Here is a 25,084-nt window from a genome sequence, read left to right as displayed (position 1 = left end):
TGCTTGTTATTTAATTTTTACGACCCTGATATTATCCAATGCCGCATAAAAACCGGTTGAGGTAGCTGCACCACTGAAATTATGCAGGTAAATACTCAGGCTTGTTTTGCCGCTGCTGCCCAGGAGATTGGTTAAACCCGTTGCCGGAGCACCTTTTCCCACGCCAAGGGTTGGGTCGGCGGCACGGAATGCGGTTAAAGGAAGGGTAACGGTGATCCAGCCCCGGGTTGAGAATGGAGCGGTACGCGAAGGAGCAACCTGCCAGGGTTCATAACGGGCGATGTAGTTACCGGCAAATCCATTCGCAAAGCATAGGGTACCGCCATTCCAGGGATGTGCAACGCTTATTTCGAATTGGAGCGCCCAGCTATCCACCGGATCAGAAAGATTTGCTGCGGGCACCCATTGATTTTCACCAATGGGGAAATTATACTTGCCATCCCCTGCCGTTCCGTCACCGCTCTGCATGGCTCCGGTATTATAGGCTGCAAACATACTGGTGTTTGAACCCAGTACACCATTAAAATCTGCGCTGTAGGGAGGCCATCCGGAATTTGCATCGCCACTGGTCAGCGCCACACCACCCCACCAGCCCCAGCCAAAATAATCACCCCATTCCATATTGGCCAATAACCCCGTGGTGGATCCGCTGGCAACCGTATTCACATGATACACCGTAGTAGCGGTGCCAAAACTTGTGGTAACGGAAACCGGGCCCTCCTGCGCAATGGCGGGCATTATAAAACCAACGGCGCTACCATCGTCTGCTGAAGCGTATGCCGCAATATGGGTACCTGCAAAACTTAGCGTTTGTATCCCTTTAAGATAGGTTCCATAAATATAAACGGAATCGCCGGCCCGGGCATTTGCATTCGACAGGCCGGTGATGGTGGGCAATGCTAAAATTTTAAAATCAACGGTGCCGCTTTTGCCGGTAAATATCACATTCCCCGAGATGGGTGCAGGGTTGGGCATAATGAAACCAAGCGATGTGCCCTCCAGATTGGACCTGAAGGATGTAATCGTTGCGCCACCATAAGATAAATGCTGGCCTAAAACAAGATCCGTACCGTAAAGAAACACGGAATCGCCCGGGTTGGCAAATACATTTGAGATGGCCGTAATCACAGGCGCCGCCGGTCCTAACTTAAAATTAAAGATGGTGGTACCCGCGGTTGTTGTGTACTCGATGGTATAAAGCTTGCTGGTATCCATTGTTGTAAATGAAATAGCGGGGATCTGTACTACGGCATTATCCTGCGCCAGTAACGCGCTATTGAAAGATGCGGGCACCCCGTTAAAACGAATGTTTACAGCGTTCTGCAGGTGCCGGCCGGTAATAACCACCCATTGACCATTGGCGGCCAGGCTATTCAGCATGGTATCCGCCGGGGAAGCGGCATAATTTCTTACAGCTGTGATTACAGGGGCAGATTCCGATGTGGCTGTTTTTTTACAGGCCGGCAACAGGAAAATAAACGCCGCTGAAAGGCAGCAAAGCAGGAAGCCCGGGTTTAATCTATTTTGCATACTATTATTTTTTATTGATCACATGAATTAATAATACGGTACCGGTGGGTCTAACAATTTAGGATCGGTAGCCACTTCCGATGCCGGCAGTTGTAAGGTAAATGCTGAAATGGTTGCCGGAACAATCGGCGTTGGTCCGCCGGTTTGACCTGCAGGCGTGGGGGTCATCACCCCGCTGCTGTCGGTAATGGTAACACGCTGCTGGTTATTGATAAAGTTCACCGCTTTAACCGGGTTCCAGTATGAAAGCCGCACCAGGTCTAACCAAAACTGGCCTTCAAAAGCAAACTCGATCCTTCTTTCCTTAATGATACTATCCATGTTTATGGTTGTCACCAGGCTTATACCTGCCCGGGTCCTTACCTCGTTAAAATAATGCAGGGCATCCGCATCGGCGGTGGCCGCATTATTGCCCAATCTGGCTTCGGCGTAAACCAGGTACACATCGGCTAAGCGCAGCAATGCATCGTGCTCTATAGACGCCGTAAAGGTCATGGTTGGCGCATTGTTATCTTTTTCATTGCCGATGATATGCTTTTTCATGTATTGCCCGTTAGCAGTGAATCCGCCACCGGCAGCATTTAATTCGGGATAAAAATCCTTGTTAAGCATAAAGCTTGCTTTTCTTCTTATACTATCATCCGCGGTATAATTCAGATACAGATCATAGGTAGGCTGCAACGGCGTCCAGGCGCCATTCTGCTGCGGGTTGATATCATTGGAGGGCGAATACGTAAGCAGTAGATTACCTGCCTGCCAGGATACAGCCGGCCCTGTTGCCCATTGCAACGCAAATAATGATTCCGGATTATCATTGTACTGGGTGCGAAACAGGTTATAATAATTGGGCAGTAAACCAAGCCCGCTGTTTTTACAAACATTGCCGGCGTATTTTGCCGCGCTGTCTAATAAGGCCTGGTTGCGCGTTCCACCGGATTGCCCTAACCCTGCCATGGTCAGATATACTTTTCCCAGCATCCCCTGCGCCGACCAGGTGGTTACCCTGCCCGTGGCATCCGTTACAGGCAGGGCCTGTGCTGCAAACGTCAGGTCCCTGGCAATAAACTTATAGACATCGCCAACAATATTGCGGTTCAGCAGCGGTTGTTGTATCAGCTTGCTGTTATCTTCAATAATGGGCACGGCACCCCACAACATAGCGAGGTAATAATAAGCAACACCCCGGATAAATTTTGCTTCGCCAATTGCCGCATTTTTATCTGAAAGACTGATAGACGCATCCGCTTTTTGTTGAATGGCATTAATCGTGGTATTGCATTGGCCAATGATATTGTAGAGCCCTGTCCACCCGCCCTGCATCACACTGTTGCCGGCTGTTATGGTACGGGTGTACAGTTGTACCCAATCACCATTCCAGGGAAAATAAGCATTCCCGCTTAAAATATCGCCCAGCGGTAAAAAGGCAGCGTGATGCCATATGCCCCAGGTAGGGCCGCCATATAAGCTGGCGGTTGCCAGGCGCAAGTCAGCTGTGGTTTTGTAAAAATTATCCGCACTGATCTGCGATTGGGATGGCCGGTCGAGAAAACTCTTGCTGCAAGCCCCCAATGCGACAGTGGCGAACATAACCAAAATGAATCTATATATATGTTTCATTGTGTTCAATTTTAATTCAGCACTTGTTTAAAAATTTATTTTTGAAAACCATTAAGACATTAAGAATAGTTAAGTCTGCCTATTGCTTTATGATTCTTAATTCCTTAATGGTTATTTTAGTCCTATACTGTTTACAATAAGTCATTTTATTAAAGTTTAAACAGACGCTTATTTATTTAAACCAATATTAACCCCAACAGTAAACACCCTTGGTTGCGGATAATAGCCGTTATCCCATCCTGCCTGTAATGGGTTCCAGGATCCGATTTCAGGATCCATGCCGCTATACTTTGTAATCATAAAAGCATTGGATACCGTGGCGTATACCCGGCAGGTATTTACATGTACCCTGGACAGCAGTTTTTCGGAAAACCGGTATCCTAACGACATCGTTTTGCAGCGGATAAATGACCCGTCTTCTATAAACAGATCGGAAGGGCGGCTGTTTTCATTGGTATTATCATTACGCAGGCCAACGATCCATGTATCCGGGTTTTTAACATAGAAATTAGTATAATCGGTTGTTGATCCATTGGGATCTTTCATGGCAACAACGGCATAATCCAATACCGGCGTGAAATAAGACGTATTGTTTTGGGGATTGTTTTGCGAAATCTTCAGCTGGTTCAACACCTTATTGCCTACGCTGGCGGTAAAGAATATATTAAAGTCAAAATTTTTATAGTTCAACGTATTATTAAACCCAAACTGATATTTAGGCAAAGGAGACCCCAGATAGGTTTGATCTTTGGTATCAATAACGCCATCGCCATTCAGATCCTTATACATGCGGTCGCCATACCAGATACCGCCACCATTTGGAGACACCGGGTAAGGATTGCCGCTTTGATCTACCGGCAGGGCATGCGTTTTAAAATCTTCCGGCTTAGCAAACACCCCGTCAAACCTGTAGCCGTAAAATGCGCCCATCGGTTTTCCCACAACCGTTTTGCCAAAAACATAACCGTTTAAAGACTGGGGGATATTGGCCGAAGTGCCACCGGAGCCTAAGCTGACTACTTTATTCTCAATATAGGAAAGCGTAAAATCTGTTTTCCAGGTAACGTTTTTCCTGCTGATATTGGTAGTACCGATTCTGAAATCAAAGCCTTTATTGCTCATTGAACCGATATTTACAATAGGCGCAGCCATGGCCCCGGGCGACCAACCGGTGGTAGTACCCGAAAATAAGGGCAACGGAAGTGCTAATAACAGCCCATCTGTTTTACGGTTATAAACATCTAACGAAAAATTTATTTTCCAGTTTAAAAATGTTCCGTCTAACCCGGCATTTGCATTGTTTGTTTTTTCCCAGGAAATAAAGGGGTTGGCTAAATTGGACTGGAACTGCGACGCACCCGATAAGGCAGTTTGTACAGCTGTAAGCAACGTGGTGTACATATTAGGAGGTATGTTCTGGTTATTGGTAACGCCATAACCCAAGCGCAGTTTTAATTCATTGATAAATGACACGCTCTTTAAAAAGCGTTCATTATTCAGCTTCCACGCGAAGGCACCTGAGTAGGTGGTAACCCAACGCCTGCCTTCGGCAAAGTTGGAAGACCCATCACGACGCAGGTTCCCCGTAAGCAGGTATTTATCGTTCACCGTAAGGCTTAAGCGCCCAAAATAAGATTCCAGTGCTGGGCCCGAGCCTTTTACCCCGCTATTGGCAGCGGTAGTGGCATCTCCTGCACTGATGGATTTTACATTATTGGAAGGAAAATTCTGCCTTGAAGCGGAAACATTTTCGAAGGTCGTTAACTGCGCTTCGTGCCCGGCTGTGGCGCTTATATTGTATCGCTTGTTAAATAAATGATTGTAGTTAAAATAATTTCGTACAACTGTGTAAATATTCTGATTGGAAGCATAGGATGCGGAATTAACGGTATTCTGTACTTTTCCAAACGTGTAGGTTGGATGAAAAATGTCTTCAGTTGCAAAATCAAAATTACCGGACGCCTCATTTCTTAAAGACAGGTCCTTGTAAAACTGGATTTCAGCATACACATTACCAAACAACTGGTTTCTTCTCCTGTTATCCGAATTTAAAGCAGCAAGCCCTACGGGGTTGGGCACGGGCGTTACCCATCCCGAAGTATTGGTAACGCCGCCCCAGCTGCCGTCGAGATTTTTTACGGGAATATCCGGTGTTAAACTAAGCGCGGTATTGATGACACTGTTTGATGTGGTAGATACCGCTTCGTTTATATGCGCCAATTGCAAACTGGTTCCTATTTTAAGCCAGCTGGTGGTTTTGTTATCCAGATTCAGGCGCACCGAATATCTTTTAAAGTTTGACCCAAGCGCTATGCCATCCTGGTTGAAATAGGATAATGATAATAAATATTGCGTTCTTGCGTCGCCCCCGTTTATAGCCAGGTTATGATTTTGCATCGGCGCGCTGCGGAATAATGCCTCCTGCCAATCGGTGCCGGCTCCTAAATATTTGGGATTGGCAAATTCCGGACGGGCATCAAAACCCCAAACCGCAGCCCTGGCATTCAGTAATGAGGCAAACTGCGGCAGATCAACCACCGGTAATCTTTTGGGCAATTGCTGATAACCAAAATAGTTATCGTAGGTGATGGTGGGCGGACCGGACCTGCCCCGTTTTGTTGAAATAACAACAACACCATTGGTTGCCTGCGAACCATAGATGGCCGTTGCCGAAGCATCTTTTAATACATCGATCGATTCAATTTCGGAAGGGTTGATTGTATTTAAAGGGTTTGAACCAGCACCCGGATTACCCGGTGGTGCAATCACCACTCCGTCGATCACATATAAAGGAGAATTGTTTCCGTTTACAGATGAAACGCCGTGAATCTGTATAGATACGCCCCCTCCGGGCTGACCGGAGATCTGCTGTACCATTACCCCTGCTACTTTTCCCTGCAAAGCCTGGTCGAATGTAGACGGCTGCGTTTTGCGCAATTCATCCCCGGAGATGGAAGAAATCGATCCGGTAAGATCCTTTCTCCTGACTTTTCCATAGCCAATTACCACTAAATTCTCCAATTGGTTATCGGTTGTTTCCAGCTGAATATTCAGCCTGTTCGAGGTAACCGGCACTTCCTTTTGTGTATAGCCAATATGGCTGATGACAATGACCTCGCCTTTGCCGGCTTCAATACTGAAGCTACCGGTGCTATCTGTTGTGGTATAACGCGTGGTTTTTACCACGTGAATGGTAGCGCTGGCAATGGGTTTCTTCAGGTTATCGGTAACCGTTCCGCTGATCTTTGTTTGCGCAAATGCCGTGGTACCCACCAGCAGCAATATGCATAAAATAGCTGCCGGCAGGCGTTTTAACAAGCGTATCGTTTCTTTTTCCATACAAGCTCTTTTAGAAATGGTGGTTAATGAAATGCTTTTCTAATGTGTATCATAATAGTTTTGGGAAATGTAGTTATAGATCACCCAGGTTCCGTCTTTATTGACAGCAACCAGTTGCAATTGATCAGCCGTCAGTGATTTAACCAGCAAACCACCTCTCCAGTTCGGTATTTGGTTACCCTGATTTTTTTGATCATGAAGCACATCTGTGCCAAAAGTGGACAGGGTTTTGTTTTTGACATTCAGCATAAACTTTCCTGTTCCTGATAAAGCGGGCGCCATTGTATTATTCACCTTTAAATTGGCATTGCCTATTAAATCAAATGTCATGGTGCCATAATCACCCGCAGGCATTACCCAGTCGAACCAGCTGGCGTCCCATTCCCAGCTATAATTCGCTCCTGCAAAATAGACGGGCCCATTAAAATATTTACTGGCACCGGCTGCATTTACATCCAGCTTCCATGTTTTAGATTTTCCCAGCCCCCCGGTAAGATTGATCCACATCGGGTCGCTTACCGTTTGGGCATCAATAGTGGAAACAGTCACTACATAAGGATCTGCGGTTACCATTCCACCTGCGCTTTCAACACTGTAATAAATGGTATCTGTACCCGGGAAAGGAAAATTCATCGTATCTGTTACGCGGATCGACTTACCGGTTGGGGTTACCCAATAGGGCGTTACATTGGGCGTAAGGCTTTGTAAAATGAAATTATTGGGATTTGCCGGATCGGGTGTTACGGAAAATTTAAGATCCGTTTTATTTAATACAGGGCCCAGGCCTGCAACATCTGGTTTACAAGCCGTAAACAGCATGATGAGCCCTAAAAAAAAGAGAGATATCCTGGATATTTTTTTCATGACAAACAATTTTATTGGTTCAACGAATTACCAGCCGGCATTTTGTTTCAGGACCCCATTTGACAATGAGATCTGGTTATTGGGTATTTGAGACAGTCCCTTTGTAGCTTTTATATTATCCGCAGCAATGGTTACGGTTGCCGGCGCCCCTCCATTGAGCAGCGTTGTAGTTTCAGCGATCGTTGAAGCTGCTGCGTCTACCCCCTGCCGGAGCAGATCCCAGTAACGGATGCCCTCACCGGCAAACTCCAGTCTTCTTTCGGCCATAATGCCGGCCTGGCTTACCGGGGTTTGAACAAAGCCGGCACCCAATGCTCTTTTACGCACTGCATCGAAATCGGCTTGTGCATTAGCGGACCCTAATTCTGCCGCCATCAACAACACATCTGCATACCGGATAGCCACATAGTCCTGGTATTGTCCTATCTGAAAACTTGGGCTGCCCAGTTTTTCAGCTAAACTTTTACCTGCCGCATCAGACATTGGTGTATATTTTTTCCAATAGTACCCGGTATATTCCCGTTGGTCTTTCTGGATATCCGATACGGAGCCTCCTTTGGGCAATTCCTCACCGGCAATGGAGATAATGGTGGCCTTTTGTCTTACCGAATCAACAAGGCTGTATGCGTTCCATAGCCTGGGATTAACGGTGGCGCCCCCCCAGCCCTGGCCATAGGGTGTAATCTGGCTGTTTACACCATAGCGTATGCCAAACATCACCATCCACTGGTTACCATCCGTATTTCCATTATAATCGCCGGTAAACGTGTATTTAACTCCAAAAACCGTTTCCTTATTATTTTCACCGGCATAGTTGTCCAGGGAAGCCGCGGGCCACAGGTTGGCAAAATTGTCGACCAGGCCGTGGCCGCTGTTGGCAATTACATCTTCCGTATACTTCAATGCATCGGCTTTGGTTATTACCCCGGCCAGATCAGGCTTGCCATAATAGCCGGTGTAATAAAGATATACCCGCGCCATTAACGCTTCTGCAGCCCATTTAGTGGCACGACCATAAGTAGCTTTATCCTGGCTGGGATAGCTGATTGCAGAAAGATTGTCAATGGCATATTTTAAATCCTGCGCTATTAAGTTATAAACACTATCAGCGCCTGCCTGTGGAATATTATCAGCAGAAGGTGCCGTAAGCAAAGGGATATTGCCAAACAATCTTACCAGGTCGAAATAGCAATAGGCCCGTATAAACCGGGTTTCGGCTATATAGGCGTTGCTTGCATCGGCAGTGCCCGACCAGTTGACCTGGCCGATATTTTTCAGCAGCATATTGGCCCGGTAAATGGCTTTATAATAATCGGCCCAGGGGCCGGAATACATATCCATATCGGCGGGAGAGCGCAACTTATTAAACTCATCGACCATTGTCCATCCCCATCCATCGCCATTTCCGGTAGCGCCGAAGGCATTGTCAGACATCACTTCCGACATGGATACGATTCCTCCTCCATTTGAAACAGCGGTTTTTAACCCGGCATACACACCGGTAAGCGCTTTAAACGCATCCGCAGGTGTTTTATAAAAATTTTCTTCTGAACCAGTGGTTACGTCCTTTGTATCGAGAAAGGATTTGCTGCAGGATGCCAATACGGATACCGCAGCAATCGTTATATATAGTTTGAACTTGTTCATTTCTGATTATTTAAAATTTACAAACGAATATTGGCGCCAACCAGCAGGGTTCTGGGGCGCGGATAATACCCAACATCCACACCTTGTGTAAAGTCGCCCGCATTAAAACCTATTTCAGGGTCCATACCGTTATACCGGGTAAAGGTGAAGGCATTGAGCACCGAAGCATATACCCGGGCCCTGCTAAAAATGCCTGTACGAACGGATTTTGAAAGATCATAGCCCAGGGTCATCGTATTGATCCTTAAAAAATCTCCTTTTTGAAGATACAGGTCTGAAAAGCCCGTCCAGTTACGGTTATCCTCCGTTACACGCGGTAGCCTGTCAGAGGTACTCTCGCCATGCCATCTGTTTAAGATGTCTTTGCTCCAGTTGCCAAAAGGCCCTGCAGGATCGTGCCACGACTGTACAATGCTGTTGCCGGCCACCCCGGATGCCTGCACCAGGAAATCAAATCCCTTGTATTCGAGCGATACGCCAAACCCAAATGTATAATGCGGGTTCGGATCCCCTATCCGGGTTTTATCTTTATCATCGATTATACCATCGTTATTAAGATCCACATACCGCACATCCCCCGGCTGTGCATTGGGTTGAATGAGCTGGCCGGCCGTATTCTTATAATTCAGCACATCTGCTTCGGTCTGAAAGATGCCCGCCGTTTTATACCCCCAGAAATAACCAATGGGGAAACCGTTCTCGGCCCTGTAAAACTCTGGTCCGTTATTAAATAAAACATTGGTATTTCCATGAATAATATGATCCCTGGTGGGGATATTGCCCACCTGGTTTTTGTTATAGGCGCCGTTGGCATTAACCGTATACTGTAACTTACCGATTGTGTTGTGATAGGAGAAGGAGGCCTCGAAGCCCGTATTGGTAACATCTCCACCGTTGATGGTGGGAGCTTCCGCACCCGCTGTTGCCAGTATGGGCGCTTTAATTAACCAGTCTTTTGTCTTTTTATTATAGTAGTCAACCGTTATATTCAGGTTATGTAAGATAAGCGCATCAAAGCCGATATTGCTTTGTTCGGAGGTTTCCCATTTAATATCAGGATTGGCCAGCCGGCTTGGGAAGGCACCGGCAACATTGTTACCTTCTGTACTGCCAAAATTATACCGTGCGTTTATAAAGCTTATCGGGGCCAGGTATTGATAGGGGGCTACGTTCTGGTTTCCGACACGCCCCCAGGTTGCACGGATCTTTAAAAAGTTAATCCCGCTGACAGCGGTCATGAATTTTTCTTTTGACACGATCCACCCCGCAGCAACGGACGGGAAATATCCCCAACGATGCGCAGGGGCAAAATTGGAAGATCCATCGCCGCGGAATGTAAGGTTCAGCAAATATTTCTCCTGGTAATTATATTGAAGCCTTCCAAAATAAGACAACAGGGCCGATTCGTACGGGCCGCCGCTGATGCCCATCTTGTTTGCCTGTGTCGTATTCTGCGCAACAGAAAGATAAGCATACGCCAGATCTGCAACACGTAAATTGAAATTGCTGCCGTATATGTTGGTCCCTTTCGTTTTTAACGCGGAACTACCCGCCATCACGCTAAAATCATGGCCACTCTCCACTTTAAAGTCATAACTTAACTGGTTATCGAATTGAATACCCAGGCCGGCATTCATCGACTGCCATACAGTAGCCGTATCATTAAACGCATAAACCGACAATTTGTAAGGCGGCAGGTAACCATGCGCCTGGCCTGGCGTATAATTTACACCCAATGCACTCCGGAATCGTAGTCCTTTTATGGGCTCGATCACCGCATATATGTCGCCGAATAATTTCTGATTACTATTGGCAGCGCGCGTGGTATAATCCATCCCGGCATAAGGATTGGACTCGCCTGTATTCCAGGCCCGGCCCGGGTCGCCGGGATACCACCCGTTATTAGCCGCATTAAAATAAGCCCCCGCTGAATCATACATGGGCAAGAACGGGCTCGTGTTATAGGCGCTGCGCAAGGTATTGCCATAAATGCCCCCAACGGCCAGCCCATGATTGTTCTGGTAATTAAATGTAAGATGCTGACCGAGCTTTACAATATTATTATACAGATTGTGCTCGGAGTTTACCCGGAATGTATACCGGTCAAAATTGGAGAACTTAGCCCCGCCTACGATTCCCCCCTGGCCGGTATATCCCAGAGATAAGGAATATACAGAAGCGGCACTACCTCCAGAAACACCCAATACATAATTCTGGGTCGGTACATTTTTTGCAAACATCTGGTCCATCCAGTTGGTGTTTACTTTCAGGTTGTTGATCACGTCATTGGTGAAATAGGGATCCTTTCCCGAGTTCACTGCCGCCTCATTTACTATGGTCGCATATTCTTTGGCATTGAGTAATTGCGCTTTTCGCGCCACATTCTGCCAGCCGTAATACGCATCGAAAGTTACCTGGGGCCTGCGGTTTAATTTTCCAGACTTTGTAGTCACCAATATTACGCCGTTGGCCGCCTGTGATCCATAGATAGCCGCAGAGGCGGCATCTTTCAACACATCTATGGATTCAATATCGTTGGGATTCAGGTAGGAAATATCGCCACCCACCTGTACACCATCCACCACATATAACGGGGAAAAACTGCCAATGGTTCCTTTACCGCGGATAACCACCACCATTCCGGATCCCGGCTGACCAGACGATGAAGTGATCTGAACACCGGGAGCCTGGCCCTGCAATGCCTGCAAGGGATCTGTAGTACTTTGTTTCTGGATATCCTCACCTTTTACCTGTACGTTTGCCCCGGTTACCAGTTTTTTCTTTTGGGAACCATAACCGATGACTACTACATTCTCCAATTGGTTGTCGGCTATTTCCAATTGAACATCCAGGTTATCCGAAGTAACTGTTACTTCCTTTTGCAGATAGCCAACACGGGTGATCGCGATATGGTCGCCCGTTTTTGCTTCAATGCTGAAATGACCTGCATCATTGGTAGTGGTATAGCGGGCCGTTTTTACAACCTGTACCGTAGCACCGGCAACGGGCTTGTTTTGATGGGTAACCGTGCCGCTGATTTTTGTTTGCGCAAAAGCTGCCGTGCTACCACCTGCTAAGAGCCATACAAACAGCATACCTTTCAGTAGCATTTGCAAGCGAATCGTTTTTATTCTTTTCATATATGGCATTTATTATATAAAAAATTACAGTTGTACGGTTGTTTTTTTGCCTTCATACCGTACCAGTTTGTCGTAGCGATTAAAATCCAGCAATTTTGATTGTGTACTGGAAATAATATTTACCAGGAATACCCTTTTGTCCGGCATGCCCTCAAAGCTTCCTTTCCGGTCTTCAAAGGTCAGCGTATGTGCCGCTTCATTGTATTGAACCGGTATAATGGAATAACGGCCATTTTCATAATTATAATTGGTGCCTTCATCCTCGTATAAATGAAACCTTGCATCGGCACCCGTATAAACATTTAAGATGATGGTGTCTGCTTTTTTCTCTGCGGTATATTGTAATGCAGGTCCAAAAGGAACAATGGACCCTGCTTTTACAAATACAGGTATTCTTTCGTAAGGCGCAACGGCATTTATATGTTGCCCGGCAGCATAAAATTTGCCTGAATACAAGTCATACCATCCGGCACCTTTTGGTAAGTACACGCTCCGGCTGGTTTGTTTATATTGATATACCGGATTGATGAGCAATGCACTCCCAAACATGTATGCATCAGCAATGTTGTGTGCCGAGGCATCATCGGGAAAGTCCATTGCCAAACCACGCATGATGGTGTAGTTATCATGATATGCGGCCCCGGCACAGGAATAGATATAGGGCAACAACCGGTACCGTAGCTGATCGTAAAAAACAAAGCTTTTGTATGCGGGGTGGTCTTCGGGAGCGATATTGAATATTTCGCGATACGGGTACTGGCCATGCGCCCGGAATAACGGAACAAATGCGCCGAACTGGTACCAGCGGGCATTCAGTTCCCGCCATTCTTCCAATGCTGCGGCATCGGGTTTTTCAAATTTTTCGGGCACTACAAAACCGCCGATATCCATTGTCCAGTAAGGCAGGCCCGACATTGAATAATTAACCCCTGCTGCTACCTGGTTTTTCATATCCTCCCAGGTAGATCCGATATCGCCACTCCAAACCGTAGCCGCGTACCGTTGCGAACCGGCGAAAGCGCTCCTGGTTAATAAAAACACCCGCTGATCCGGATGGGCCGACCGTTGTCCTTCATAGATCCCTTTTGCATTTTGTAACGGGTACGCATTTAGATATTCCGCCGCACTGCCCAGGGCCGTTGGCGTCATTTGCAGCTTTCTTTTTCCGGGACTGACGTTGGAAAGAATATCGGGCTCGCTGGCATCCATCCACCAGGCATCGATTCCTTTGCTGTACAGTTTTTTATCGATCAGGTTCCAGAAACCTTTCCGGGCATCCGCGTTAAATGCATCATAAAAAGTAGATGTATAGCCTTGCCCGATCCAATCCCGCTGACGGTCGGCAATATTGCGTTTATACAGCCAGCCGTTTTTATTAAAATCATTATAGGTGGTAATGCCTTCATAAAACTTGGGCCAAACCGAAATCATTATCTGCGTATGATATTGTTTATGCAGCGCATCAATCATACTATCGGGCGAGGGGAAACGGGTTTTGTCAAATTCCTGGCTTCCCCATTCCTGCTCGCGCCAGTAACTCCAGTCCAGCACAATATTATCGATCGGTAGTTGTCTTTTCCTGAATTCATGTACCGTGGCAAGGATCTCGTCCTGCGTTTTATAACGCTCCCGGCTTTGCCAGAAGCCCAAAGCCCATTTGGGCACAATGGGCGCCTTGCCGGTAAGATAGCGGTAGCCGGCAATAACGCTGTCCATATTATTACCGCCGTACACAAAATAGTAGTCCATTTGTTTGCCTGCCTCGGATGAGAAGCTGAACGTATTTTTCGCTTCGGCTGTAAGCGGTTCCTGCCATTTTACAGAGATATAGGATTCCCCTCCTTCCGGTGTCCATTCAATACAGATCGGGATTTTTTCGTTATTTTTTACAGTGAACGGTACGAACGCTGTTGCAGGGTTCCATGCTTTTCGCCAACGGTTGAGTACGGGTTGATTGTTGATCCACACTTTAAGGGTACCGCCAAATACAAACTTTAACTGGTGCAATCCCGACAGGTTGGTGGCAATACTCCCCTGCCAGGTAACGGTGCCTGTTTCGGGTTTAAATTCTTTGGGTAACTGAATTTTACTATCACCCAAAAATTCCATATCAATTTTACTTTCCGCTCTTTCCGTGACAACTTCCTGTGGTTTGTTTTTATCGTTGGCGTAAGATGCCGTAAGCCACCCTTCTTCGCCATTTTTTGAAAACAACTGGTAGTCACCCAGCGGATGCAGCGGGCGCACATCCCCTGCTTTGGTGAGTGAATAATTATCCCACAATATGCCATAACGTTTATTGGAAACCAGGAACGGAATGGCAACTTCTGTGTTGTTTTGAAAAAACTCAACCTGCTGTCCTTTATAATTGATGATACCGCTTTGATGCTGTCCCAATCCATATATGGCCTCATCGTTTGCCGTTTGAAAGGATTGGGTCAGGTGATAATTGGGTTTCCCGTCTATTATTACCGGTTTAAAAATCCGCCCGCCAACATTTTTTTCGGCCAGGATCCGCGCTCCGTTTTTATTAAAAAAGGAAACCGCCCCGGTTTTTTTGTCAATTTCCGTAACCAGGTTTTTGGTTTTTATCACCAGTTTCCCGTTCACAACAGCTGATGTCCAGGCTACATTTTTATTCTTTATATAAGAAGTAACCAGGCTGGAGAAAGGGCGTATTTCCCTGTTCGGCGCTGCAGTAATATGTACAATATTGTCGGATATTATTTCCGCTTTTATCGCTTGCTGGCCGCCTTCCGGCCGGTCAACATAAACAATAACCCCGTCATCCGTTTTGGAGACACCGTTATTTTGCGCCAAAATGACAGCATTAGAATTGAAGATCATCCATACCAGCAATAGCCATAATTTTTTCATACCCTAAGTAATTCGTTAGATTTATACTGCTCAAAAGTAGGGTCTAAGTCCTGCCACGGGGGTACCGGTTTGTTACAGATTAGGTACTCATTTGTTGCAAACCAACTAATTACAGGATTTTCATAGAAGATATTGCTCCTATCCAGCATCATTGTATCCAGGCAGGGGGGCCTGGTGGGTAATTTTTCCAGATGTTGAATAAGGGCGACTTAATGACAGTCAAAGGGAGTGAACAGGGTGGACGCATTTGAAATAAGGTAAACATAGCCTGTAGGACGTAAGGCGAATATCCCTGGCTTTCAGCCGGGGGCAACGGACGCGTAGATCGCGCGGCCACCGGGGCCGAATATTTAATGTTTCGGAAGGCGGCTGCGTTCAACAAACACATTCGACCCTTTCTGGGCCGCATCCTGTATATATCTGTTGCTCCGGGCCGAAGCCCAGGGCTATTATTTTGCATCACTCCTGGCTGTGCGTGCATTATTTCGCGGCATCATCCGCAGCTTGCTTTATATATCGGGAGGGCAGGATATTAAATTCTTCCTTAAATTGTTTGGTGAAATTTTTGGGATTATTGAAGCCTGTTTCATAGGCTATTTCGGCGATCGATTTTCCGCTTTTGGAAAGCAACAACGCCGCCTTTTTTAACCGGATCGTTTTTAAAAAGTCGATGGGTGTTTTGCCGGTGAGTGTTAGCAGTTTCCGGTATAAGGTTACCCTGCTCATAAATAATGCCTGGCTGAGACTTTCAACTGAAAAGTCCGGATCGGCAATATTTTTTTCTACAATGGCCAGTGCGTCTTCCAAAAATTTTTCATCCACCGAGGTAATGGCTATTTCTTTCGGGTTTACCTCTATCTGCTTTTGAAAACGCTTGTGCAGTAACTCCTGCTGTGCAATAATATTATTGATCCTGGATGCGAGAATTTCAAATGTAAACGGCTTTGTAATATAATCATTCACCCCTATCTGAAGACCCTCCAGCTGTTTTTCTTCGCTGCCTACTGCTGTGAGTAAAATAACAGGGATATGCGCGGTCTCTTTCTCCGTTTTTATTTTTTTTGATAGCTCTAATCCATTCATTTCGGGCATCATTAAATCACTCACAACCATATCCGGTACCTGGTTTTTTATTTTGTCCCAGGCCTCCTTGCCGTTTGCCGCTTCTATCACCTGGTAATGCGCTTTAAGGTTGTCTTTGAGGTAAAAGCGCATATCTTCATTATCCTCCGCAATCAGTATTGTTTTTTTCCCTTTCTTTTTATATGCTTCATTCAGCTCTTTTTCAGTTGCACCAGATTCGGTATCCACAGGAATGGCGCTTGCGGGTTTTCCTTCATTAAAAGCATCCGGTGTTTTTTTCTCCGGAATTAACAGGGTGAACGTGGTTCCCTGGCCGGGCAGGCTTTTAACCGTTATCACGCCCTTATGCAGTTTTACAAATTCCTTTGTGATCGCCAACCCGATGCCTGTGCCCTGGTTTACCATTGAATCCGGTAAATGGGTTTGAAAGAACCGCTCAAATATCCGCTCCTGGTCACCCGGGGCAATGCCGATACCTGTATCCGCCACTTCAACAACTACCATGGCTTGTTTTTCCGTTTCACTCACCGGCTTATATTTTATGCTGACCCTCACCCGTCCGGAATCGCTGGTATATTTAAAGGCATTGGAGAGCAGGTTAAACATGATCTTTTCGATCTTATCCCTGTCGAAATACATTTCAAGGTGCTCCGTATCTGTATCAAATGAAAATTGGATTTTCTTTTTTTCCGCAACATCTAAAAAAGAATCACTGATATCTTTTACAAAACCGATCATATCGCCAAACGATGGATGCAGCTTCATTTCCTGTTCCTGGATCTTCCTGAAGTCCAGCAGCTGATTCACCAGCGCTAACAACCGTTTTGCATTGCGCTGCACCAGGTTTAACTGCGTTCGCTGATCATCGTTCGTTACCTGCTTTACCAGCTTATCCAGCGGGGCAATGATCAGGCTTAAGGGGGTTCTGAACTCATGACTTACATTCGTAAAGAACTTTGTTTTCATTTGTTCAATAGCCTGCGTTCTTTCGGCTTCCTTCCTTTGTTCCGCAACCGTATAACGCATGTGTATCCTGTCGAGGATTATTTTTCTTGCCAGCAAGGTCAGCCCTATTACCAATAATACATAAATAATATAGGCAAGGTTGGTGCGCCAGAACGGGGGCGTAATTTTAATATGCAGCGTTTTTACCTTGCTCCATACCCCGTCCCGGTTCATCACTTTTACCATAAAGTCGTAATCGCCCGGGCTCAGGTTCGTATAGGTGGCACGCCGTTGATTGCCGTCTGTATACACCCATTCCTTATTAAACCCTTTGAGCATATAGGCATACTTATCTTTTACACTATGCACAAAATCAAGTGAAGCAAATTGAATGGTAAAATAATTTTCCTCGTACCGGAGCTGCACCTCGTTTACCTGTGCAATGCTTCGCGGCAGCAAAACCCGGTTATTCACCAGCTCCCCGGGTTCTATATTTTTGTTGAGCACCTGTAACCCGGTAAACATCAGTTTGGGGCGGCCTGCTGTTTTATGTATGAAGGCGGGATTGATGATATTAAATCCTGAAGTACCTCCGAAAATCAATTCCCCCTGCCTGGTTTTATAAGCAGCATTTTCATTAAACTCCCGGCCGTGCAGGTTATTGGTTTCATCGTAATTAACGATCGTCAATACCGTATTATCCCCGGCATCAAGGGGTATGGCGTTACACAAGCCATTGGGCGTGGAAATCCAGAAAGCATGATTCGCATCCTCGATAACATTTAATATTACATTGTCGGGGAGACCATCATTCACGTCAAAACGCTGGAATTTCCCGGAGCCCGGGTTAAAGAGGGTCAGCCCATCGGTGGTACCGATCCAGATCCGGCCCTTAGCATCTTCATAAAGACAGATAATATTATTGTAGTTCAGGCTGTTTTTTTCTGCCGTAGCGGTATACGTGTTGTGATACTGGTTTTTTGTGTTAAAAACAGCCAGCCCATTTGCCGACCCTACCCATATATTGCCCTTTTTATCCTGTAAAATAGCAGAAACATAGTCCGAAAATTGCAGCCCCCGCTTTTCATCAGCCCGGAAATGTTCAAACGAGTTTGTTTTTGTATCAAACCGGTCTAACCCGGAGCCTAAGGTACCGATCCATAAATTTTGTTCTTTATCCTCAAATAGCTCCCAGACATTATTGTTACTGATGCTTGACGGGTCATTTTCCCGGTGGGTGTAATGTGTGAAAGTATGACCATCGTACCTGTCGAGCCCGCCCAGGTAGGTACCAATCCATAAGTTATTATTGTGGTCGATGCACAGGCTCACAATTACATTTGCGCAAATACTGTTCCTGTCGTTGGGATCATGCAGGTACCGGGTAAAGACATTCGTCTTCCGGTTAAAATAAATAAGCCCGCCGCCGTTGGTCCCTATCCAGATATTTCCCTCTCTATCTTCTGCAAAACGGTTTACATCATCAAACTGAAGACTGCCGGGCCTGGACTCCTGATGACGATACAAGGGGAATTGTACGATATCGCTGTTAAAGAAATTAACGCCCTGCTTATAGGTGCCGATCCATATAATGCCGCTCTCATCTTTATAAATGGCGTTAATACTGTTTTGACTAAGGCTCTGGGGATTTTGCGGATCGTTTAAAATGTAGCCGGCACTAAAATGATTTTGTTTATCAATTACGGTGATCCCCCCATGATCGGTACCAATCCATATCTTTCCTTCACTGTCCTGAACAACCTGGGTTACAGGATTAGCATTCAGCCTGCTATAAACAGCCGCTTCGTTAAACTGGCGGATGGTATTATCCGGGGGGTGTAAATAACAGATCCCCCGGATATGGTTCCAAACCCAAACATCCCCATCGGCATCCACATAAAGATCGTATTGCACATTGCCGCCGGTATTCGGCAGCACCGGAAAACTTTTAAGCACTTTATGTTGCCTGAAATCAAAAAGCTGTAAAATGCCCCTTTGCGAAACGATCCATACCCGGTCGCCATCTGTTTCCCGCAACGATGCAACTTTGTCCGCCACGTTATTATAGATCAGCCGGGCCCTGTTTTCTTTCTCCGTATAGGCATATATCTTCCCGTTATCATATAAAAACCAAAACCGGCCGTTCTTTCCGTTGATTACTTTCTGAACGTTTCCCGGCGGAAGCCCGAGCGCCTGTAACCAGGCATTAAAATCGGGTTCGAATTTTTCGCTGGCAGGATCATAGACACAGGAACCGGCCCTGGTCATGACCCACATTTTTCTTTCAGGAAGCCGGGACAGGTCCAGCACTGAATTATCCTTTAAAGATGTTGAATCGCCGGGCTTTTTCCGGAATGTTTTTATTTCATAGCCATCGTACCGGTTTAACCCCGACATAGTGCCAAACCATACAAAACCATCTTCATCTTTTAATATCGTGTTTACCTGGTTGTGCGAAAGCCCCGTTCCTGTATTTATTTTAAGAAAATTATAGGCGCCCTTTTGCGCAACAGCAAAAAGGACCGACCAGCACAATAGCAGCGTTAACAGCAACGGTTTCACAAGCAACCCATATTACATCATAAAAGTACAGTACCTGTTGAAAACATCCAAATGGGTGTATCCCCAGATAAATATTGTCAAATCCACAATTAAAAGTAATGAAAAAGGCCTAAAAAACTGTTTCCTTAAGCGTCTTTTATAGTTGCCGTTGCTGAAATGTTTTTACTACGACTAAATCTTTTGCCAAATCTGCGATTCGATTAACCGCGAGGAACGCAACGTATCCGCAACGGTCGCAATGGAAACCTGAACGTTGAAAATCCCCTTAGCCTTGCGTGGTCATCGTCCTCGCGGTTGCATAGTGAATCAATACCTGCCACAGAAACACAGCGTCACTGATTCGTTGTGTTATAACTTTTATGGTTGCTGAAATATTTTTAATACGACTAAATCTTTTGCCAAATCTGCGATTCGATTAACCGCGAGGAACGCAACGTATCCGCAACGGTCGCAATGAAAACCTGAATGTTGGAAATCCCCTTAGCCTTGCGTGGTCATCGCCCTTGCGGTCGCATAGTGAATCAATACCTGCCACAGAAACACAGCGTCACTGATTCGTTGTGTTATAACTTTTATGGTTGCTGAAATATTTTTAATTCGACTAAATCCTTTGCCAAATTTGTGGTTCGATTTAACCGCGAGGAACGCAACGTATCCGCGGCGGTCGCAATGGAAACCTGAATGTTGGGAATCCCCTTAACCTTGCGTGGTCATCGCCCTTGCGGTCGCATAGTGAATCAATACCTGCCGCCAGCTGATTGCTGCGCCGATCAGGAAGTCCTTTTTATAGGTATCTTTTAAGCTTCCTGCAGCCGTTTTTGTTTGCCGGGTTCCGGCGCAGCCATTCAGGAGGATTACGATTACAAGAGGCAATAATTTCTTCATGGAATTTATGTGCATTGATTGTTAGGGTTAAAAACCAATCGTTTTTTAGTTGCTGTTATGAATACCCGGTGCATATGAAAAGGTGCATACATTATTAGTGCCGAGGCGGCGCGTGAGGATCCCGCATTAGCGAAGGCTGTGCACCTTGATTCGTGTCCTCACGAATCGGAAAAAATGTTATATGCCTTATCATGTGCGCACCCGCATTACCGCTGTTTCACCAACCGCAGATAATATACAGGACTGCTGCTAACATCCTCCATCGCCTGAAACTTAATGCGGATCGTGGTTTTACCCTTTACCATTGCTTCAGGAATCGCATATACCACATCGAAAAACCGCGCCTGGTTCCATTTATTACTATTATCTACAGACACCAGCTTTTCATCATCCACATAGATATCAAATTTTCGCCGGCCCCATTCTCCACCCCAATAGCGTAACAAAATACCCAAATGCGACTGGCGGCCGGTTGATAACAAATAGCTGAAGTAGCCCCCACTGGCAGCTTCGCGAAATGTTTGATCATGCGCCACCCCTTTTTTTGAATTTTCGGATCGCATTGCATGATCCGCTTCCGGCTGTTGTTCCCCCGGGGCTACAAAGTCAACCGTTCTTTTTTCCAGCTCCAGTTTTTCCTTCTCTGCATTGGCAACCGAATCCATATGCCTGCTGTATTGAGCAGGTGTAAGCGCCATCCAGTACATCATATACCGGGCATCGTGAATCCTGAAAAACGGCTCTAATATCAACTTTTCCGGGTTCGCCATTTTTTGATCTACAAATTGAAACTGCATGGGTTTTCCGTTTACAGGAACGAGGTGACCGGCAATAGCTGCTATTTTATCTTCGATAAATACCGGAGCCTGATTTACGGGTAATTTTTCGCCGCCGGCAATATGGCTCCAGCGGCCGTCATCAGCCACCAATCCGCGCAGGTTCTCCGTACCCGTTCTGGCTCCCAAAAGGATCGGGCCATGCATAATAGCAATGTATTCCGTTACATGCGGCAGGTGTTCGATGGTTGTATGCATAGGCAGGGCAACCTGCACAACATCCCCCTTTTTCCAGGTGCGTAAAATCCCGGTATAGGAGCCCGTTTTTTTTGTCACCGCAACCGGTTTACCGTTTACCAGGATCTGAAAAGCGCCCGCCTTTACCCAGGAAGGATACCGGATCATTAACGTAAACCTGCACTGTCCACCGGTAACCGTTAGTTTTGTTTTTTCCTCATCCGGAAATGCCGTCTCCTGTTTTAACCGGATTCCTTTTTCTTTCCAGTTAAGCTCAGAAGCGATGAAAAGATTCAGGAACAATGAATCTTCCTGGTGGGTATATATCTGTTCCCCATACTTTCCATGGTTTTCCATGCCGCTGCCTACACAGCACCACATGGCCTGGTTGGGCGTCGAGTAAACCCGGTAATGACGTGGCCGCGCGGGTGTAAAATACACATAGCCGCCATGCCCGGGGTGCTGGGTAGACAATATATGATTGAACAACGCCCTTTCATAAAAATCCATATACCGGGCGTTCGGATCCAGCCTGAAAAGATCCTGCGTCAACTTCAACATGTTGTAGGTGTTGCAGCTTTCGGGGCCCTCCACATCGTTTATAAAATCGTAGCAGGATGCGGCGCCCGGGAAAAATTCCCTCCGGCTGTTACCACCCAATGCCAATGAGCGGTGCTGTGTAACGGTTTCCCAGAAAAAACGGCCTGCATTTTTATATGGGCTGTCGTTCGACAATTCACCCACCCGCTCAAAACCGATTGCTTTGGGCACCTGTGTATTCGCGTGCTTGTTATCCAGATTATCGATCCCTTTGGAAAGCGGATCCAGGAATTCGCGATGTGAAAAGCGCTTAGCGGCAACCAGGTACTTTTGATTGCCGGTCATTTGAAAAGCATCCGCCAATACTTCATTCATACCGCCCTGCTCAATGCCCAGCATTTGCTGCATCTGCTCATCAGACAAAGCTGCTGTGAGGTCAACGGCCCAATCGCAAAACTTCAGGAATATGCTTCTGGCTTCGTCATTGCCTGCATATAGCCAGGCATCCCGCAAACCGGCATACATCTTATGTACATTGTACCAGGGCACCCAGTATTTGGAAACAGGTACCAGGTTGCCTGATTTTATTTCCGGCCATAGACCCTGCCCGTTTGGAACCGCCCCCACATATCCCCTGCCCCAGCCTGGATATTTTTTCCCATTGGCCTCCTGGCAAGCTTTGAGCGTCGTTATGACGTATTCCATCCGCCGCTTACATTCCAAATTGCCCGTTGCGGCATAGTTCATCGCCAGTGCAGACAAATAATGACCGCCGATATGTCCGTCTAATCCCTCCCAGTTGGGATATATTTCCGCCTTTGAAGGAAGCCCTGCTTCTTTCCGGTAACCCGCCAGTAAACGGTCTACATCGTACTTCAGCAGCACTTCAATATTCAGATCCCGGGCATGCTGAAAGGGGCCTGGCAGCAACACCACATCTCCAAGACTGAACGTATTATTATACAATTTATCCTGGGCCGGCAGCTCCAGTACACCCAGCAATAATACGCCTATAATGATCCGCTTAAACATATGGCAATTAACCTATTACAGCAAACAAACACAAAAAAATGAAATCGATTACACGAATATAAAAAACAAATGTCATCCTTACAAATAACAGCGTGGGCCATCACTAGATGCTACTTAAAAACAGTGTGAGCAAAAAAATTTATTGGGTAGGCCTGTTTATATTCCCGATTTTAACATGAGCTGGGTTCCTCTTATAAATCGTTTGGCGTCAGAACCTTTACTTAAAGCAAACAATGTCATCCCGGTAATCAGGCAATGCGCAAAACTTCAAAAACTCTTCGCAATCTGGTTCGTTCATTTTCCCGATCCCGCTACAAAAGCTCCTTTTAAGGAGCTTTTTTTATGCTTATGACTTACACTGTATATATACTGTTTGCCCCCGATCATAACAAGCATTACACCGGTTTTCCAAATGGATCCTCTTTGTATGTCGACAGCATCATAAATCCAATCACTAAAATAGGCGCGCATTTCACATATCCCGGGTCAAAATATTCCTTACGATAGTTTAACAAACATCCACTTCTATCTAAACTCAATTATTGACAAACCACATTTCCGTAGCTCTATTGCATTTTCTTATACCAACTACACTGCTCTATCCAATTGCCTGCAGACGGCAATGGTTTATAATGGTTAAAATAGAATGTTTCAGAAGCGAACGGCCAGCGTTTCGTTCCATTATAGAGCATTTCAGTTAACTTAAAACTATTAAGACCTATCTGCTCCCCTTCGAAATGATAAACACCAATATTACCATTGTCATAATTGGGGAAAAAGTACTCAATACTAATTTTATTTTCCACTATAGAATATTTACCCCAACTGGCCTCACTGCTATTTTTATCATTAGGAAAATCCGCCATTTTAGTGTTGAGATAGCCATTGATATCATCCAGGCTGGAAAAACTTTTATGGCAGGCGCAACAAAAGCCATTATCGAATAATATTAGCGCGGTGTACTTTTTACTGTGAACATCCTGAGTATAATAGTACCCATTCGTATTCATTATACCGTTATTAACCCATTTGGATGTGCCTAATGTAAAGTACTTCTTCTCAACTATTTTCAACTGCACACATGAAGAAACAACACAAAAAAGGGACCCACACAAATACAGAACAAATTTCATAAATCTTGAGTCTTAATATACGTCGCCGCAGTTTAATAAACATTCTATCTGGAAGCAATCATTGCCATTCAACATTGCAATGTTCCTAATTCATGCTCCCGTGCCAACCACCTTTCTCAATCCAGTTAGCTGACGATGGCAATGAATCAAAGTCCTTAAACCCGAACAGGGAATCTCCGCTATTGTACTCTTCCGTACTTCGTTTCGGTCCTTTTAATTGTCTACAAGAGTAGCCACCCAAAATGACAAATGAACATGAAGTCATCAAACGCATACTATTATTTTATAGGATGATTATCTACACCGTTTATTTTCTTATACCAGCCAGTATTTTCTATCCAATTACGAGAGGACGGCATAGGGTTATACTGCTTAAAATGGTAAATCGCCTTGTCATCCCTATATTGCTCATTGTTTACCCAAAAACTATCCATCCGAAAAGTAGTGTCATTTAGCACCTGCCCTACTTTACGATAAACAGCCAAATTTCCATTGTCAGGATTGAAATTAAAGTTCTCTATTGTAATTACTTTGTTGCTTTGAATACAATATTTCCCCCAACTAACATCGTCCTTCTTTTTTTGAAATTCATCTTTTTTAGAATAAATATACGCCTCCACCTGTTTTAATTCATTAAATCCAGGCTTCATAATTAAACTGCAAAATCCATCATCATATAGAATAATTATCCAGTATTCCCCGGTCTTTTGATGCTTCCGGTAATAATAACCATTTGTTTTAACAATATCATTATTGGTCCATTTTGAAGCGGCCAGGGTAAAATACTTCTTTTCAGGTATTTTTAACTGTACACAGGAGTAGTGACCAAAAATGATCAGCAACCAAAATATTAAAACAGTACGCATCATTGCAAATT

Annotated in this window: 12 protein-coding genes; all 12 read right to left on the bottom strand. The window is 45.5% G+C overall.

The genetic code is table 11. The annotated features are described in order from the left end of the window. Positions 1 to 6: 6 nt before the first annotated feature. On the bottom strand, positions 7 to 1,530 hold the full coding sequence (locus Q1V85_RS13575) for a glycan-binding surface protein (RefSeq protein ID WP_300600793.1): 1,524 nt from the start codon (positions 1,528 to 1,530) through the stop codon (positions 7 to 9). A 27-nt stretch (positions 1,531 to 1,557) separates the two neighbouring features. Beyond that, positions 1,558 to 3,147, bottom strand: coding sequence for a RagB/SusD family nutrient uptake outer membrane protein (locus Q1V85_RS13570; RefSeq protein WP_300600791.1), 1,590 nt, complete (start codon positions 3,145 to 3,147; stop codon positions 1,558 to 1,560). A 168-nt stretch (positions 3,148 to 3,315) separates the two neighbouring features. Next, positions 3,316 to 6,486: a TonB-dependent receptor gene (locus Q1V85_RS13565; RefSeq protein WP_300600790.1), complete on the bottom strand. Its 3,171-nt coding sequence runs from the start codon at positions 6,484 to 6,486 to the stop codon at positions 3,316 to 3,318. Positions 6,487 to 6,525: 39 nt separating this feature from the next. After that, positions 6,526 to 7,350 carry a hypothetical protein gene (locus tag Q1V85_RS13560; protein ID WP_300600788.1) on the bottom strand — a complete coding sequence of 275 codons (825 nt, stop codon included), beginning with the start codon at positions 7,348 to 7,350 and terminating at the stop codon, positions 6,526 to 6,528. A 27-nt stretch (positions 7,351 to 7,377) separates the two neighbouring features. Continuing rightward, positions 7,378 to 8,997 (bottom strand): RagB/SusD family nutrient uptake outer membrane protein, encoded by a 1,620-nt coding sequence (locus Q1V85_RS13555; RefSeq protein ID WP_300600786.1) that lies wholly within the window; start codon positions 8,995 to 8,997, stop codon positions 7,378 to 7,380. A gap of 17 nt (positions 8,998 to 9,014) precedes the next feature. Continuing rightward, positions 9,015 to 12,137: a TonB-dependent receptor gene (locus tag Q1V85_RS13550; protein WP_300600784.1), complete on the bottom strand. Its 3,123-nt coding sequence runs from the start codon at positions 12,135 to 12,137 to the stop codon at positions 9,015 to 9,017. 24 nt (positions 12,138 to 12,161) lie between these two features. Next, complete coding sequence (locus Q1V85_RS13545) at positions 12,162 to 15,014, bottom strand: TIM-barrel domain-containing protein (protein ID WP_300600782.1); 2,853 nt, start codon at positions 15,012 to 15,014, stop codon at positions 12,162 to 12,164. Between the two features lie 480 nt (positions 15,015 to 15,494). Beyond that, positions 15,495 to 19,604 (bottom strand): two-component regulator propeller domain-containing protein, encoded by a 4,110-nt coding sequence (locus Q1V85_RS13540; RefSeq protein WP_300600780.1) that lies wholly within the window; start codon positions 19,602 to 19,604, stop codon positions 15,495 to 15,497. A 696-nt stretch (positions 19,605 to 20,300) separates the two neighbouring features. Further along, positions 20,301 to 20,489 (bottom strand): hypothetical protein, encoded by a 189-nt coding sequence (locus Q1V85_RS13535; RefSeq protein ID WP_300600778.1) that lies wholly within the window; start codon positions 20,487 to 20,489, stop codon positions 20,301 to 20,303. A 206-nt stretch (positions 20,490 to 20,695) separates the two neighbouring features. Then, positions 20,696 to 23,074 (bottom strand): glycoside hydrolase family 127 protein, encoded by a 2,379-nt coding sequence (locus Q1V85_RS13530; RefSeq protein ID WP_300600777.1) that lies wholly within the window; start codon positions 23,072 to 23,074, stop codon positions 20,696 to 20,698. Between the two features lie 566 nt (positions 23,075 to 23,640). Next, a complete protein-coding gene (locus Q1V85_RS13525) occupies positions 23,641 to 24,084 on the bottom strand; it encodes a hypothetical protein (protein ID WP_300600775.1) in 444 nt (147 codons plus the stop codon). Between the two features lie 401 nt (positions 24,085 to 24,485). After that, on the bottom strand, positions 24,486 to 25,076 hold the full coding sequence (locus tag Q1V85_RS13520) for a hypothetical protein (RefSeq protein ID WP_300600773.1): 591 nt from the start codon (positions 25,074 to 25,076) through the stop codon (positions 24,486 to 24,488). Positions 25,077 to 25,084 lie beyond the last annotated feature (8 nt).

This window comes from Niabella sp. (assembly GCF_030150205.1).
Taxonomy (GTDB): Bacteria; Bacteroidota; Bacteroidia; order Chitinophagales; family Chitinophagaceae; genus Niabella.
This window is presented reverse-complemented; position numbering and strand designations above follow the sequence as displayed.